Origin of the sequence: Streptomyces yerevanensis (genome assembly GCF_000716805.1) — a bacterium.
Taxonomy (GTDB): Bacteria; Actinomycetota; Actinomycetes; order Streptomycetales; family Streptomycetaceae; genus Streptomyces; species Streptomyces flaveus.
In genome coordinates this window covers 1-204 of the sequence record NZ_JNWJ01000316.1, presented here as the reverse complement: position 1 = coordinate 204, position 204 = coordinate 1, and the positions used below count along the sequence as shown (strand labels likewise).

The following is a 204-nucleotide window of genomic DNA, read 5'->3' as shown; positions in this document are numbered from 1 at the left end:
CGACCACGGCTGGCTGAACGCCATCAACGACAACGCCAAGAACCGGGCCAAGAAGTACAAGGACGTGACGCTGGAGATCACCGAGGGCTCCAACGACACCGCCCAGCAGATCGGCCAGATCGAGACGCTGATCAACAAGAAGGTCGACGTCCTGGTGGTCCTGCCCGCCGACGGCAAGGCCCTCACCCAGGTCGGGCTCCAGGC

General features: G+C 64.2%; 1 protein-coding gene. It reads left to right on the top strand.

Annotation, left to right across the window (positions count from 1 at the left end; genetic code table 11):
• A partial coding sequence (locus OP79_RS49550) for a substrate-binding domain-containing protein (protein WP_033330110.1) occupies positions 1-204 on the top strand: 204 nt, incomplete at both ends.